Annotated in this window: 14 protein-coding genes and 4 tRNA genes; 16 read left to right on the forward strand and 2 right to left on the reverse strand. The window is 55.1% G+C overall.

Going from position 1 to position 13,987, the window contains the following annotated elements; genetic code table 11:
* Positions 1 to 7 precede the first annotated feature (7 nt).
* The 5 genes from Q0Y46_RS05590 (at position 8) to Q0Y46_RS05610 (ending at position 7,303) form a co-directional block, all read left to right on the forward strand.
* Positions 8 to 598 (forward strand): ATP-dependent Clp protease proteolytic subunit, encoded by a 591-nt coding sequence (locus Q0Y46_RS05590; RefSeq protein WP_295684038.1) that lies wholly within the window; start codon positions 8 to 10, stop codon positions 596 to 598.
* Positions 598 to 1,887 (forward strand): ATP-dependent Clp protease ATP-binding subunit ClpX, encoded by a 1,290-nt coding sequence (clpX, locus tag Q0Y46_RS05595; RefSeq protein WP_295684035.1) that lies wholly within the window; start codon positions 598 to 600, stop codon positions 1,885 to 1,887. Before Q0Y46_RS05590 ends, clpX begins: the two co-directional genes overlap by 1 nt.
* Positions 1,888 to 1,927: 40 nt before the next feature.
* On the forward strand, positions 1,928 to 4,261 hold the full coding sequence (gene lon, locus Q0Y46_RS05600) for an endopeptidase La (protein WP_295684032.1): 2,334 nt from the start codon (positions 1,928 to 1,930) through the stop codon (positions 4,259 to 4,261).
* Positions 4,262 to 4,646: 385 nt separating this feature from the next.
* The gene (locus Q0Y46_RS05605; RefSeq protein WP_297945697.1) at positions 4,647 to 5,432 is read left to right on the forward strand and encodes a YggS family pyridoxal phosphate-dependent enzyme; all 786 of its coding nucleotides are present in this window, start codon (positions 4,647 to 4,649) and stop codon (positions 5,430 to 5,432) included.
* Positions 5,429 to 7,303: an AAA family ATPase gene (locus tag Q0Y46_RS05610; protein ID WP_297945699.1), complete on the forward strand. Its 1,875-nt coding sequence runs from the start codon at positions 5,429 to 5,431 to the stop codon at positions 7,301 to 7,303. Before Q0Y46_RS05605 ends, Q0Y46_RS05610 begins: the two co-directional genes overlap by 4 nt.
* Before the next feature lie 10 nt (positions 7,304 to 7,313).
* Here the strand turns inward: Q0Y46_RS05610 and Q0Y46_RS05615 are convergent, their stop codons facing one another.
* Both Q0Y46_RS05615 and Q0Y46_RS05620 read right to left on the reverse strand, forming a co-directional pair.
* Positions 7,314 to 8,324, reverse strand: a complete 1,011-nt coding sequence (locus Q0Y46_RS05615; protein WP_297945701.1) for a hypothetical protein — start codon at positions 8,322 to 8,324, stop codon at positions 7,314 to 7,316.
* 119 nt (positions 8,325 to 8,443) lie between these two features.
* Positions 8,444 to 9,355, reverse strand: coding sequence for a hypothetical protein (locus Q0Y46_RS05620; protein WP_297945703.1), 912 nt, complete (start codon positions 9,353 to 9,355; stop codon positions 8,444 to 8,446).
* A 319-nt stretch (positions 9,356 to 9,674) separates the two neighbouring features.
* Here Q0Y46_RS05620 and Q0Y46_RS05625 point away from each other — a divergent pair.
* The 11 genes from Q0Y46_RS05625 (at position 9,675) to rplJ (ending at position 13,911) form a co-directional block, all read left to right on the forward strand.
* A tRNA-Thr gene (locus Q0Y46_RS05625) sits at positions 9,675 to 9,747 on the forward strand.
* An 8-nt stretch (positions 9,748 to 9,755) separates the two neighbouring features.
* Positions 9,756 to 9,838: transfer RNA gene (locus Q0Y46_RS05630), tRNA-Tyr, on the forward strand.
* Positions 9,839 to 9,880: 42 nt separating this feature from the next.
* A tRNA-Thr gene (locus tag Q0Y46_RS05635) sits at positions 9,881 to 9,952 on the forward strand.
* A 23-nt stretch (positions 9,953 to 9,975) separates the two neighbouring features.
* Positions 9,976 to 11,160: an elongation factor Tu gene (gene tuf / locus Q0Y46_RS05640; RefSeq protein WP_297945704.1), complete on the forward strand. Its 1,185-nt coding sequence runs from the start codon at positions 9,976 to 9,978 to the stop codon at positions 11,158 to 11,160.
* Positions 11,161 to 11,172: 12 nt separating this feature from the next.
* On the forward strand, positions 11,173 to 11,325 hold the full coding sequence (gene rpmG, locus Q0Y46_RS05645; protein ID WP_014545993.1) for a 50S ribosomal protein L33: 153 nt from the start codon (positions 11,173 to 11,175) through the stop codon (positions 11,323 to 11,325).
* Between the two features lie 12 nt (positions 11,326 to 11,337).
* Positions 11,338 to 11,410 (forward strand) — tRNA-Trp (locus tag Q0Y46_RS05650).
* A 21-nt stretch (positions 11,411 to 11,431) separates the two neighbouring features.
* Positions 11,432 to 11,620, forward strand: coding sequence for a preprotein translocase subunit SecE (gene secE / locus Q0Y46_RS05655; RefSeq protein WP_290958969.1), 189 nt, complete (start codon positions 11,432 to 11,434; stop codon positions 11,618 to 11,620).
* Complete coding sequence (gene nusG, locus Q0Y46_RS05660; protein WP_295684015.1) at positions 11,592 to 12,164, forward strand: transcription termination/antitermination protein NusG; 573 nt, start codon at positions 11,592 to 11,594, stop codon at positions 12,162 to 12,164. The genes secE and nusG overlap by 29 nt, the downstream gene beginning before the upstream one ends.
* 31 nt (positions 12,165 to 12,195) lie before the next feature.
* Entirely contained in the window at positions 12,196 to 12,621 is a 426-nt protein-coding gene (rplK, locus tag Q0Y46_RS05665) for a 50S ribosomal protein L11 (RefSeq protein WP_072809606.1), read from the forward strand.
* Positions 12,622 to 12,661: 40 nt separating this feature from the next.
* A complete protein-coding gene (rplA, locus tag Q0Y46_RS05670) occupies positions 12,662 to 13,348 on the forward strand; it encodes a 50S ribosomal protein L1 (RefSeq protein WP_297945708.1) in 687 nt (228 codons plus the stop codon).
* Positions 13,349 to 13,356: 8 nt separating this feature from the next.
* On the forward strand, positions 13,357 to 13,911 hold the full coding sequence (gene rplJ, locus Q0Y46_RS05675) for a 50S ribosomal protein L10 (protein ID WP_290958974.1): 555 nt from the start codon (positions 13,357 to 13,359) through the stop codon (positions 13,909 to 13,911).
* The last annotated feature ends 76 nt before the right edge of the window (positions 13,912 to 13,987 follow it).

Consider the following 13,987-nt stretch of genomic DNA (forward strand, 5'->3'; position numbering starts at 1 on the left):
AGCTTCGATGATCATCCCTACCGTCATTGAGACCACCGGGCGTGGTGAGCGCGCCTACGACATCTATTCGCGCCTGTTGAAGGAGCGCATCATCTTCCTGGGTACCCCCATTAACGATGAGGTCGCCAACAACGTCATGGCACAGCTGATTTTCCTGGAATACGAAAACCCGGAAAAGGACATCACGCTGTACATCAACAGCCCGGGTGGTTACGTGTCGGCGGGGCTTGCCATTTACGACACCATGCAGCACGTGCGTCCGAACATCGCGACCATCTGCATCGGCAGTTGCGCCTCGATGGCGGCTGTGCTCCTCGCGGCCGGGACCAAGGGCAAGCGCTATGCGCTCCCGCATTCCCGCATCATGCTGCACCAGCCGTCCGGTGCCGCCACCGGCCAGTCCAGCGACATCCAGATTACGGCGAAGGAAATCGTGCGTACAAAGGATACTCTTACCGAGATCGTCGCGAAGCACACGGGCAGGAGCATCGACGAAGTGCGCACCAAGACGGACCGCGATTTCTACATGGGCCCCGAAGAGGCCATGCAGTTTGGTGTCATAGACGAAGTTTTCGTTCCGCGTAAAGAAGGAATCTGATGTATCGTAATGGGAAGAACCATCCTCGTGTGACATGTAGCTTCTGCGGCAAGCCTGCAGAGCAGGTCGAAAAAATGATTACGGGTGCGGGCGTGCATATCTGCAACGACTGCGTGACGATGTGTTACCGTATTCTCGAGGAGGATCTCGCCCGCGGCAAGCAGAAAGAGCCTATAACCGTCGAGAAAAAGCCGCTCCCGCTCCCGACCGAAATCAAGGCCCACTTGGACGATTTTGTCATCGGTCAGGAACAGGCCAAGAAGGCGCTTTCTGTGGCGGTGTACAACCATTACAAGCGCCTGCGTTACAAGCAGGAACACAGCTCCGTGAAGGGCGATGTCGAAGTCGACAAGTCCAACTTGCTCCTTGTGGGGCCGACCGGTTCGGGCAAGACGCTTCTGGCCCAGACGCTCGCCAGGTTCCTGGACGTGCCTTTCACCATTGCCGACGCGACTGTCTTGACTGAGGCTGGTTACGTGGGCGAAGACGTCGAAAATATTCTCGTTCGCTTGCTCCAGGCCGCCGACTACGATGTCGCCCGCGCCGAAAGCGGCATCATCTTCATCGACGAAATCGACAAGATCGCGAGGAAGACCGCGAACCCTTCCATCACGCGCGACGTGAGCGGCGAAGGCGTGCAGCAGGGCCTTCTCAAGATTCTCGAGGGTACCGTGGCCGCGGTCCCGCCCAAGGGCGGACGCAAGCACCCGGAACAGGCCCTCGTGCAAATCAACACGCGCAATATCCTCTTCATTTGCGGTGGCGCCTTCGAGACGCTCGACAAGATTATCGCACACCGCGTGAACAAGGGCGGCATGGGTTTTGGCGCCGACATCCGTTCCTCCGAGGACAACACCCTCACGGAACTCTTCAAGCAGCTTGAACCCGATGACCTGATCCAGTTCGGGCTCATTCCCGAAATTGTGGGCCGCTTGCCGATTGCTGTCGCCCTCGAAGAACTCGACGAAGACGCAATGCTCAACATCCTCACGCAGCCGAAGAACGCGCTCGTGAAGCAGTTCAAGAGTTTGTTCGCCATGGACGGTATCGAGCTGGAATTCAGCCCGGATGCCCTCAAGGAAATTGTCCGCGAAACCATGGCGCGCAAGACCGGTGCCCGTGGGCTCCGCTCCGTGATGGAGAAGGCTTTGCAGCAGGCGATGTTCGAACTGCCCGGCTCCGGGACCAAGAAACTCGAGCTCACCGCCGAGATGATCCGCAAGGGTCTCAACACGATAACGGCAGAAAAAAAGAAGCCGACAAAAAAGCTGGGCAAGAGCGTCGCCTAAGTTCCTTAGATTTTGATTTATTGAAACGGGAGAATACCCTTTGAGCTTTGACTTTTCCAAGACATACCCCCTGCTTCCGCTGCGCGATGCCGTCGTCTTTCCGATGACGACCCGTCGAATCCTCATAGGTCGCGACATCTCGCTGCGTGCCCTCGACCAGGCTGAATCTGCGGGTACGGAAATAGTCCTTGTCTCGCAGAGGAACATCGAACAGGAAGTCCTCGAAAACCCGATGCTGGACCTTTACAGCGTGGGTGTGGCCGCCCGGATTGACAGCGTCACGCCGTTCCCCAACGGTTGCGTGAAGGCTGTGCTGGAAGGCGTACAGATTGTGGACCTCCGTTCCATCAATACAAGCGACGGCTACATGCAGGTGACGGTGAGCGAGCGCAAGAACTCCATCAAGCTCACCGACAAGAGCAGCCGTTTTGCCGAGGTCCTTGCCCAGTTCAAGGCTTATTCTCTCAAGCACAACATTGCCGACGGCATGATGGATGCGCTGTTCGCCATGGACAGCCAGGTCAATACGCTTTACGGCATTATCCCCTTCCTCCAGATTTCTTTGAGCGAGCGCCAGAATCTTTTGGAATGCAATTCCATCGACGATCTGGCCAACCACATTGTCGCGCTCATGCAGGTGATGGACGAGAACGAGAACGTGCTCGTGCGCGTGCAGCAGAACGTGCGCCAGAAGATGGCCCAGCAGCAGAAGGAATGGTTCATCACCGAACAGATCCGCCAGTTGCAAGACGAACTGGATGGTGACAGCGCGGGGGCTTCGGAACCCGACCAGTTGCTGAAGAAAATCAAGGCGAAAAAATTTAGCCCCGCCATTGCCGAGAAGCTCGAAGACGAAATTGAACGCATGCGCATGATGCAGCCGACCTCGCCCGAATATGCGGTGAGCCGCAACTATGTCGACTGGTTCTTGAACTTGCCTTATGGCGTGTACACCGACACCGTGCTCAACATGAAGAAGGTGAAGAGTGAACTCGATTCCAAGCACTTCGGGCTCGATAAGGTGAAGGAACGCATCATGGAGTACGTCGCGGTGCTTAAGCTCACCGGGACGGAACGCCGTTCGCCGATTCTGTGCCTCGTGGGCCCTCCGGGCGTGGGCAAGACAACGCTTGTGGAATCCATCGCGAACGCCATGCAGCGTAACTTTGTCCGCATTACGCTTGGTGGCGTGCGTGACGAAGCCGAAATCCGCGGCCACCGCCGTACCTACATTGGTGCAATGCCGGGCCGCTTTATCCATGCGCTGCGCCGTGCCAAGTGCATGAACCCGATTATCCTCTTGGACGAAATCGACAAGATGGCAAGCGACTTCCGTGGCGACCCCGCGAGCGCGATGCTCGAGGTGCTGGACCCGGAACAGAACCACGACTTTACCGACCACTTCATGGAAGTGGGGCTCGACCTCAGCCGCGTGCTGTTTATCGCGACGGCGAACAGCGAGAGCGAAATCCCCGAGGCGCTGCGCGACAGGCTTGAAATTGTGCGTTTGCCCGGCTACTATCCGCACGAAAAGTTGCAGATTGCAAGCAAGTACCTGTTGCCGCGCATCTGCGAACGCACGGGCGTGAAGCTCGATGAACAGGTTTCCTTCGACGAAAAGATGGTGACCGAAGTGATGCGGGGCTGGACCCGCGAAGCGGGCGTGCGCGAATTGGAGCGCACCCTCGAGAACGTCGTGCGCCACCGTGCGAAAGAAATCGTGATGGGCAAAAAGTTCAAGCCCGAAATTACGGAAAAGCAGTTGCAAGAGTATTTGGGGGCGCCGAGGTTCCTCGATAGCCAGCTCCCGGAACCGGGAAGGCCGGGCATTGTGACTGGCCTAGCCTGGACGAGCGTGGGCGGCGAAATTCTCCCCATCGAATGTATGCTCTTGAGTGGCAAGGGCCAGATTATCATGACGGGTAAGCTTGGCGACGTGATGAAGGAATCCGCCCAGATTGCGGTCAGCCTCGTCCGCGAACGCTTGCACCGTTTCGGCATCGACCCCGCCATCGTGAAAAAGACGGACATCCATATCCACGTGCCCGAAGGTGCCGTGCCGAAGGACGGTCCTTCTGCGGGTATCGCCCTCACGCTGTGCTTGCTCTCTGCGTTCACCAAGATTCCGGTGCCGCCAGACATCGCGTTTACCGGCGAAGTGAGCCTCACGGGCGCTTGCCTTGCGATTGGCGGCCTCAACGAGAAGGCTTTGGCTGCACTCCAGGCCGGCGTGAAGACGCTTCGCCTCCCGGCCCAGAACAAGAAGGACGTGGACGAACTCCCGGCACCTGCGAAGAAGGGCCTCAAGATCTTTACGCACAAGCACATCGACGAAATCGTGAAGATTTTGTTTGTGCAGAAGAAAGCGAAGTAACGGTGAGCAGTGAGCCATGAGGCTTGAGGCACGAGGTTCGAGGCGCGAGGCTAGTGAATAAGAATCACACACTTCGTGCGTTAATATAAGACGGCGAAGCCGTGATATTTCTCCCTAGATCCTAGCCTCTGGGCCCTTATCCTTCACACCTCAAAGCGCCGTAGGCGCGACCTCACACCTCAAAGGTCGCGCAAGCGACCGACCTCGTTGCATAGCGATGAGTTGTGAGCTATGAGGCTCGAGGCACGAGGCTCGAGGCTCGGGAAAAAGCAGTGTGCGGTGTTTTATTATCTTTTTATCGGACATTTAACTTATAAACCTCAAAGCGCCGTAGGCGCGGCCTCACACCTCAAAGGTCGCGCAAGCGACCGACCTCATTGCTACTATGGAATTTACTCTCGAAGAAATGCGTTCTCACCTTGCCACTCTCGAAGCAAGGATTGCGGAAGCCTGCAAGGTTGCGGGCCGCAGCCGCGACTCGGTTAAACTTGTTTGGGTGAGCAAGTTCCACCCGGCAGAAGCCGTGGAAAATGCAATCAGCCTGGGTGCGACCGATTTTGGCGAGAACCGCGTGCAAGAGGCCGAACTCAAGTTCAGCGAGCCGCGCGTGGCAAAAGACGGGAGCCGCGTGCGTTGCCACGTGATTGGCCCCGTGCAGAGCAACAAGCTCAAGAAGGCGGCGATTGTCGCCGACTGCATCCATTCCATCGCAAGCATCGAGGCTGTGGAAAAATTGGAAAAAGTCTGCGCAGCCCAAGATAAAACGCTCGATATCCTTTTCCAGATTAACGCCGGCGAAGAAGAGACCAAGAGCGGGCTTGATGTACACGAGGCGAAAAATTTCTTGAACGAACTCGCGGCAAAGGCGGGTGCAGCATCTGCCGATGGCAAGAGCGAAAACTTCCCGCACCTGCGCTTCCGTGGGCTCATGACTATCGGCAAAAACACCGGTGTCGCCGAAGATTCCCGCGAGTGCTTCGCGTTCCTCCGCAACCTTCAGCAGAAATTCCTCGCGAAAGGCGGCGCCTTCGCGAAGTTCGACCAGCTTTCGATGGGCATGACGGGAGACCTGGAAGTCGCCATCGAGGAAGGCTCCACGATGATTCGCGTGGGCACGGCGCTCTTTGGCGAGCGTGACTACAGCAAACCTGTGAACGATCCGGTTTTATGAAGCTAGGCAAAAATACAGACCCGAACCTGCTGCTATCGATTGTTGGAGTAATTCTATTCCTCATCTTTGTTGTTGGAATCCTCATTTGGAAATATCTCGTTCCTAGGGGAGTGAATCCGTTTACGCTTTTCCCGCTCGTTTTCATGAGTGTGCTGATTGCCGTCATTTTTTTCATCCGCAAACTGGGCGGCCAGAAGGTAAAGCCCATGGCGGACATGCTCAAGGATGCGATGCTGACTCCGATTGATGCGCCTGCCACTCCGACACGGCCGACGTCACCGACGGTTTCTGCCTCGTCTGCTGCGGGGCCAGGGGGCTCCCGCACGTTTTCCATGGTTCCCGCAGATTCTGTCAACCCGCTACTCAAGAAGTACATGAAGAGGCTCAAACCGAGCGTTACCGCCATCTCGAACTTCTTCATGGATTTTATACAGTTCAACGGGGTCACCGAAAAACTCATGAAGTATTTCGCCCCGGATTCGGGCGATACCTACAAGGCGCTCTCGACGGTATTCCTGACAGACATCGACTACATCTCCAAAAACCTCGGGCATCCTGTGACATTGCAGACGTACGAGTCGTGCGGCTTTGTCGAGCTCATGTTGCGCCTCAGGACCGATGCGCCGTCTTCCACGGATTGGGATACGCTGGTGGTGCAGACGTTCGTGGAAAACCAGGTGGACATGGAAATGCTTGTGGCGGGGCTCGAGAAGAACCATTCCCAGCTCAATCCCACCATTGGCTGCTTCCTTTTCCCGGCGATTTTTATCGGGGTTTCCCCGGATGCGGTGAGAAAGTACATGCGCCTGATGTACGACTTCTCGGCGGCGCTTGCCAACATTGACGGGCGCCTGACGCCCATGGAAGTCCAGTGGCTCCAGTTTATGGAAAGGAATATCGGTGCAGGCGGCTTTGTGGGGCTTGCGCCGGGCCGGGCGCGGTTCACCACGCGGGTCGTGGGGTTCAAGGGCGCTACCCAGTCGAACGTCGAAACGCAAGAGGAGCCGCAGGCTTACCCGCAGGAAGAACCCCGCGTGGTTACGCCCGTGCCCGCCGGGGAATCCCCGGACGCCCTGGACGCTGCGACCGAGCTCAAGTCGCTCGTGGGGCTTGCCGGCGTCAAGCGCGAAATCGTCACGTTCCGGAATTTCCTCAAGGTCCAGGGCGTGCGCAAGAGCCGCGGCTTGTCCGTGCCCCCGACATCTTACCACCTCGTGTTCTCGGGCAATCCGGGAACCGGCAAGACGACCATCGCCCGCATCATTGCGCGCATCTTCAAGGAACTCGGAATCCTTTCGAAGGGCCACCTCGTAGAGGCCTCCCGTGCCGACCTTGTCGCCGGGTACATGGGGCAGACCGCCATAAAGACAAACAAAGTAATTGACAGCGCGTTAGACGGCGTCCTCTTCATCGACGAGGCGTACACGCTCTCGCGCAGCGCAGACAACGACTTTGGCCAGGAGGCGATAGACACGCTCCTCAAGCGCATGGAAGACGACCGCGACCGCCTCGTGGTCATCATCGCCGGGTACACGGACGAAATCAAGACTTTCGTGGATTCGAACCCGGGGCTCGCTTCCCGCTTCAACCGGTACATCGACTTCCCCGACTACACGCCCGCCGAGCTTGTCGAAATCTTCAAGCACATGGTCGCCAAGTACGACTACACGTTGAGTGCCGACGCCGAGACCGCGCTCAAGCAGTGCATCGCTCAGGCCGTAAGCAAAAAAGACGCCCGTTTCGGGAACGGGCGCTTTGTACGTAATTTGTTCGAAAAGTCAATCGAGCGTCAGGCAAACCGCCTCGCTGCCGATGTCGACCTTTCCAAGGCGAACGTCGGAGAGCTGGACGCTGCCGATATCCGCGGCTGATTGTGCAAGGCTAGAAACTGTTTTTCTTGCGGACAAACCTCACACCAGCCCAGAAAGAATGCTTTACATCGCTGTAGTAGGTGTCTTCGTAGGAGTCGTGGTAGGTTTCGGCAGTGATGTCTAGAGAATAGGCCACTCCAACGCCGACGTTCCATGTCTCGCTGATGCGGAAGAGCTTGCCAACTTCTAGTTTGAGGAACATGGTCGCCGAACCTTCGCGATCAAACAGCTCAGCGACTTCGTCATCAAATGTTTGTATAGACAAGCCGAAGGCGCCTTCTACGTAGGCATTGTACATGGGGTTGTCCGATCTGTTGAAGGGGAATAACGTAGCGGATATGCCCAAGAAGATGTGTACTACATCTGTTTCGACATCAGCACAGGAATCTCTATCGCATCTGACGTTTGAATTCCAGTAATTGCTTTCGCCGGATTGTTCGCCTATGCCAAGGAATCCGCGTATGCCGATGAAGTCCTTGATGAGAATACCTAGATCCCCTTCTATGTTAAAGCCTTTGCCGTCGAAGTCATGCTGGGCTTCGTAGTCCGAGTCGTAGCTGTAATCGTTGTCTTCTTCGTACGTCAAGGTGGAGATGTAGAAGTTCACGCCCAATCCCATGAAGAGAGAAAGGCTAGATTGCCTTTGTTGGACGGGGGGAACGGCATATGTTTGTTGTGGTTGCGGGTTGACCATGTATACCTGTTGCGGCGGCGGGTTTTGCTGCGGCATGACGACGTACTGGACATTTCCCGTCGGCTTCGGAACGGCGTAGTAGACGGGCTGCTGCGGATTCTGCTGCGGGATCTGTTGTGGATTCTGCTGTGGGGCCTGCTGTATGAATTCCTGCTGTTGCGTCTGGTCTTGCGTGTATTGTTGGTCTTGCTGGTCCTGCTGGAAGGTTTCCTGTTCCGAGGTTTCCTGCGGCATGGCTTCTTGTTGTGCTATGTCTGCTTCTTGGGCGAAACCTGTAGTGGCGCAAGCAAAGGCGCAGATGGCAATGATATTATGGATTCTTTTCATGTCCATTACTCCAAAGGGGGGGGATTGCTATTTGCTAATGTAATTTATTTAATCTCGTTTTATCCGTTTATTTGTTCAAATATTTATTTACCTGTGTAAAGAAGCGTTTGCGCTCAAGGTTAGGACTTGTTCTTCTTGCGTACGAATCTCACGCCGGCCCAGAACGACTGCTTTCCTCCGACATGGTCTGTAAAGGTGTCTTGTTCTTCGTCATAGGTGGAGAAGCTCAAGAAGTCAATAGAGTAGGCGATCCCGACGCCCACGTTCCAAGTCTTGCTGATGGAAAATAGCTTGCCGATCTCGATTTTCATGAAGAAAGATGCCGAGCCTGTATGGTCGAATGTCTCGGCAAAATCGTCGTCGTAATATTGTATGTCCATGGCGAGGTCTCCCTGGACATAAGAATTGTACATGGCGCCATTCGATCGGTTGAATGGGAATAGCGTTGCGGATACGCCGAAGATGAAGTCTGTTAGTTCTGTATCGACATTGCTACAGGAATCATTGCGGCATCTGATTCTGTAATTCCAGTAGTCGCTTTCTCCGGATTGAATGCCAACATCAAAAAAGCCGCGTACGCCAATGATGTCCTTGATAAGGACACCTGCCGATATCCCCAAGCTGCCGCCTAAACCGCTGTACAGGTGCTCTGTTTCGTATGTGGCGTTGTCGTTGCCAGCAACGAAGTCTTCGTCCCTTTCATAATACATCGAAGAGGCGTAGAAGTTTATGTCGAACCCCATGAAAAGGCTGATCCTGGATTCTCTGCGAGGTACGGGCGGGACGGGGACCGGTTGCTGTGGTTGGGGAGGAGGCATGTATGCTTGCTGGCTCTGCTGCTGGTATTGTGCCTGGGGCACGATAACATACTGGACCGTGTTCGTCTGCTGCGGAACGACGTAGTAGACGGGCTGCTGCGTGGCTTGCTGCTGAGGAACTTCCTGCTGTTGCGGGGTGTCCTGAGCGAAGCCTGTGGTGGCGCAAGTAAGGGCCAGGGCGCAGAGGGCGGCGATGTTGTGGATTGTTTTCATGTCCAGGGCCTCCAAAATGGGGTGGGGTAGCGTTGTTTGTCAATGTAGTTAATTTGTTTGGGCATGGGGAACGCTGCTTTATCCCTTTGATTCATAATGCATTAGGGGGCATTTTCGGCCCGTTTTTTTGTCCGGACGGAGAGCGCTTTTGGGGCGTTTAATTGTATTCACAAGTTATTAACAATTTTTGCCATATAATGTGTACGAATTTCTTGAAAAAAATTAATTTTTTTGAAAAAATCGCGATTTTCGTTGACAAAAGCCTATAAAACTTATTAAATTTGGTGCGCTCTAGTTTTCTAAGGAAAATTGGGGTTGTGCCAAAGTAGCTCAGCTGGTAGAGCAGCTGATTTGTAATCAGCCGGTCGTAGGTTCGATTCCTATCTTTGGCTTGACAAATGGGTCGTTGCCCGAGTGGTTAAAGGGGACGGACTGTAAATCCGTTGGCTTACGCCTACCGTGGTTCGAAACCACGACGGCCCACGCAACAAACGCCCTATGGTGTGAGAGCGCCATAGGGCTTATGCCCAGGTAGCTCAGTGGTAGAGCACTTCCTTGGTAAGGAAGAGGTCTCGGGTCCGACTCCCGATCTGGGCTCTCACTAAAATGGAGATAGAATAATGGCAAAAGAACATTTTGACAGAAGCAAGCCGCACTGCAACATCGGCACCATCGGCCACGTTGACCACGGCAAGACCACCCTCACCGCTGCAATCTGCACGACCCTCGCCGCCAAGGGTCTCGCCAGCGCCAAGCGTTTCGACGAAATCGACAACGCTCCGGAAGAAAAGGCCCGTGGTATCACGATCAACACCTCGCACGTGGAATACACCACTGCCAACCGTCACTACGCCCACGTCGACTGCCCGGGGCACGCCGACTACGTGAAGAACATGGTGACCGGTGCTGCCCAGATGGACGGCGCTATCCTCGTCGTCGCCGCCACTGACGGCCCGATGCCGCAGACCCGCGAACACATCCTCCTCGCCCACCAGGTGGGCGTGCCGAAGATCGTCGTGTTCATGAACAAGTGCGACATGGTCGACGACCCGGAACTCCTCGACCTCGTCGAGATGGAAGTCCGCGAACTCCTGTCCAAGTACGATTTTGACGGCGACAACACCCCGGTGATCCGCGGTTCCGCCCTCAAGGCCCTCGAAGGCGACGCCGCCTACCAGGACAAGGTCATGGAACTCATGGACGCCTGCGACACCTACATCCCGCTGCCGCAGCGCGAGACCGACAAGCCGTTCCTGATGCCGATCGAAGACGTCTTCACGATCACGGGTCGTGGCACCGTCGCTACCGGCCGTATCGAACGCGGTACCGTCCACCTGAACGACAAGGTCGAACGCGTCGGCCTCGGCGAGACCACCGAATACGTCATCACGGGCGTGGAAATGTTCCGCAAGCTCCTCGACGACGCCCAGGCCGGTGACAACGTCGGTCTCCTCCTCCGCGGCGCCGAAAAGAAGGACATCGTCCGTGGCATGGTTCTCGCCGCCCCGAAGTCCGTCACTCCGCACACCGAATTCAAGGCCGAGATCTACGTCCTCACGAAGGACGAAGGTGGCCGCCACACGCCGTTCATGAACGGCTACCGTCCGCAGTTCTACTTCCGCACCACCGACGTGACTGGCACGATCCAGCTCCCGGAAGGTGTCGAAATGGTGACCCCGGGTGACACCGTGACCATCCACGTGAACCTCATCGCCCCGATCGCCATGGAAAAGCAGCTCCGCTTCGCTATCCGCGAAGGTGGCCGCACTGTTGGCGCTGGTTCCGTAACTGAAATCATCAAGTAATCAGGATTAAAAATGCCTAGAGAACTCATCGTGCTCGAATGCACAGAATGCAATCAGCGCAACTATGATTGCGACAAGAACAAGCGTCTTCACCCTTCCCGCGTGGAATACAAGAAGTACTGCCGTTTCTGCCGCAAGCATACTGTTCACAAGGAATCCAAGTAAGGAAATCCGAATAGGTCGATAGCTCAATTGGTAGAGTCACGGTCTCCAAAACCGTTGGTTGGGGGTTCGAGTCCCTCTCGACCTGCTCATTTCCTCAGGAGTCATTATGCGTAAGATCCAGCAATATGTCAAGGAATCCATTCAGGAACTGAAAAAGGTTACTTGGCCTACTTGGGAAGAACTCAAAGGTTCGACGCTCGTCGTGATGCTCTTCAGCGTCATCATGGGCTGCTATATTGCCGGACTTGATGTGGGTCTTTCCTGGATTGTCGACAAGATCATGGGAAGAGGTTAATTGTATGGCCAAGCAGTGGTATGCAGTTCACACCTTTACCGGTCAGGAAAACAACATCAAGAAACGTCTTGAGCAGATGATTGAACGCGAAGGCGTTCAAGACAGGTTTGGTCAAATACTGGTGCCTACTCGCGAAGTTGTTAGCAACGTCCGCGGCAGGCGCCGTACTTCTGTTCAGAACTTGTTCCCTGCTTATATCATCATTGAAATGGAGCTGGACGAGCTCACCCAGCACCTGGTGTCGACCATTAACGGCGTCACCCATTTCGGCGGAATGACACGCGCTTCTCGTGTTCCTGTTCCGCTTCGTCAGAGCGAGGTCGATCGTCTTCTTGGGGTTAATCCTGAAAATCCCGTGGAAGGCGAGATCCAAATTCCGTACACAATTGGCGAAAATGTCTGCATCAAGGAAGGTCCTTTCAAGGGCTTTGTGGGCGTCGTAGACGAGATTATGGACTCCAAGGTCAAGGTCATGGTGTCCGTTTTCGGCCGTTCTACGCCTGTCGAACTCGCCTTTAACCAGGTCGAGTCCGCCGACGCTTAGTTTGTACGGTTTTTGAAACGGAGATAATAAAGTGGCAAAGAAAATTACAGGTTATATCAAGCTCCAGATTCCCGCAGGCGCTGCTAACCCGGCTCCCCCGGTGGGTCCTGCCCTCGGTCAGAAGGGCGTGAACATCATGGAGTTCTGCAAACAGTTTAACGCAAAGACCCAGAACGACAAGGGCATGATTGTCCCGGTCGTCATTACGGTTTATGCGGACAAGAGCTTTACCTTCATCACGAAGGTATCGCCGGTGCCGGCCCTCATCAAGAAGGCTGTCGGTATCGAAAGCGGCTCTGGCGAACCCAACCGTAAGAAAGTTGGCAAGATCACCAAGGCCCAGATCCAGGAAATCGCCCAAAAGAAGATGCCGGATCTAAACACAATCGACCTCGAAGCCGCAATGCGCATGGTCGCGGGTACTGCTCGCTCCATGGGTATCGATGTGGTTGACTGAGGCAGGTAATTCACCGTTACGTATCTGACAGGAAAATTTCATGTTCAGAGGAAAAAAATACAAGAAGATTGCCGAATCCATTGACCGTGCCAAGGCGTACGGCTTGAAGGAAGCAATCGAAATACTCAAAAAGTCCGAATTGAAGTTCGACCAGACAGTCGAAGTACACTTCAATCTCGGTGTGGACCCAAAACATTCCGACCAAGTGGTTCGTGGCACTGTCGTGCTTCCGCATGGTACCGGTCGTCCGGTCCGCGTTCTCGTTTTCTGCAAGGACAACAACATTGAAGTTGCAAAGAACGCTGGCGCAGACTATGCAGGTGGTGCTGACTTGGTTCAGAAGATTCAGGAAGGCTGGCTGGACTTCGATTCCGTCGTTGCTACTCCCGACATGATGCCGGTGATTAGTAAGGTCGCTCAGGTCCTCGGTCCTCGCGGTTTGATGCCTTCTCCGAAGGCCGGCACGGTTACGGTTAACGTGGCCCAGACGGTCAAGGAACTCAAGGCAGGTAAGATTTCTTACCGCGTTGACAAGGGTGCGAACGTTCACGCTCCTGTTGGCAAGCTCTCCTTCACCGTCGACCAGCTGGCTGAAAACACCCAGTCTGTCATCGACTCTGTCGTGAAGAACAAGCCGCAATCTTCTAAGGGCACATACATCAAGAGCCTCACTTTGACGGCTACGATGGCCCCGGGCATCAAACTTGATATGGCATTGACACGATAGGAGAAACCATGAAAGCTGTAGTTAAGAAACAACAGACCGTGGACGCCCTCGTTGAATCCTTCAAGGATGCTACCGCCGTCTACCTGCTCAATTACCAGGGCATCACTGTCGAAAAGGACAACGCCCTCCGCAAGGCTCTCGCCTCTAAGGGTGTCAAGTACCACGCTGTGAAGAACACTCTTCTCAAGCGCGTGCTCGCCGCTCTCAAGGTCGAAGGTCTCGACGATATGCTGACCGGTGCAACATCCGTCATGGTCGGCTTCGCAGATGACCCGCTTCTGCCTGCCCGCGAAATTGAAGCATTCCACAAAGCAAACCCCGATTTCTTGATTGCCAAGAGCGTCTTCCTCGATGGGAAGCCGATGCCTGGCTCCGAAGTCGTGAACCTCGCCAAGATCCCGGATCGCAAGGGCATGATCGCTCAGATCGTCGCCATCGCTCTCGGACCTGGTGGCACGATCGCCGGCCAAATCAAGGCACTCCAGGAAAAGCTGGAAAAAGAATCGGGTTCCGAAGCGGCCCCCGAAGCGGCTCCCGAAGCTGCTGCTGCACCGGAAGCTTAACAACAAACCACAAACCAAAACTTTTAAACGGAATAATCGGAGAAACACATCATGGCAACTGATATCAAGGCATTGG

The sequence above is a fragment of the uncultured Fibrobacter sp. genome (genome assembly GCF_947305105.1).
Classification (GTDB): Bacteria; Fibrobacterota; Fibrobacteria; order Fibrobacterales; family Fibrobacteraceae; genus Fibrobacter.